This window comes from Leisingera sp. ANG-M1, from assembly GCF_000813745.1.
Lineage (GTDB): Bacteria > Pseudomonadota > Alphaproteobacteria > Rhodobacterales > Rhodobacteraceae > Leisingera.
The window spans coordinates 1-1054 of the sequence record NZ_JWLC01000054.1; the positions used below are offsets into that span (position 1 = coordinate 1).

Genomic DNA, 1054 nt, shown 5'->3' on the forward strand with positions numbered 1-1054 from the left:
CAGGCCAACCAGGGTGTGTTCCAGGCGCTGCTGAAGCCCGGCGACACCATCCTCGGCATGGATCTGGCCTCCGGCGGCCACCTGACCCACGGCGCCGCGCCCAACCAGTCGGGCAAGTGGTTCAACGCGGTCTCCTACGGCGTGCGCCGCGACGACAACCTGATCGATTACGACCAACTGGAAGCCCTCGCCGTTGAGCATCAGCCGAAGCTGATCATCGCCGGCGGCTCCGCCATTCCGCGGGTCATCGACTTTGCCCGCTTCCGCGCCATTGCCGACAAGGTCGGCGCCTACCTGCACGTCGACATGGCGCATTTCGCAGGCCTGGTGGCCGCGGGCGAGCACCCCTCGCCGTTCCCGCATGCGCATGTCGCCACCACCACCACCCACAAGACCCTGCGCGGCCCGCGCGGCGGCATGATCCTGACCAATGACGAGGCCATCGCCAAGAAAGTGAACTCGGCGATCTTCCCCGGCATCCAGGGCGGCCCGCTGATGCATGTGATCGCCGGCAAGGCGGCGGCCTTCGGCGAAGCGCTGAAGCCCGAGTTCAAAGCGTACCAGAAGCAGGTGAAGGCCAACGCGGCGGCGCTGGCGGATCAGCTGATCCAGGGCGGGCTGGACATCGTCACCGGCGGCACCGACACCCATGTGATGCTGGTCGACCTGCGCCCCAAAGGCGTCACCGGCAACATCGCCGACAAGGCGCTGGGCCGTGCCCATATCACCACCAACAAGAACGGCATCCCGTTCGACCCGGAAAAGCCCACCGTGACGAGCGGTTTGCGCCTGGGCACGCCCGCAGGCACCACCCGCGGCTTCGGCGAAGCGGAGTTCCGCCAGATCGCCGACCTGATCATCGAGGTGATCGACGGGCTGGCGGCCAACGGTGAAGAGGGCAATGCCGACGTGGAAGCTTCGGTGCGCGCAAAAGTCGCGGAGCTCTGCGCCAGGTTCCCGCTGTACCCTAACCTGTAAGCTCGGGCAGGATTGAGACACTTAAACCGCCGCGGCCCGCAAAGCCGCGGCGGTTTTTCTTTGCCGCAAGGCAGCG

At 66.7% G+C, this 1054-nt stretch carries 1 protein-coding gene; it reads left to right on the forward strand.

The features are described 5' to 3' along the window. Positions 1-978: serine hydroxymethyltransferase (glyA, locus tag RA19_RS25210; RefSeq protein WP_039168615.1), on the forward strand; the 978-nt coding region annotated here is incomplete at its 5' end. Positions 979-1054: the final 76 nt, after the last annotated feature.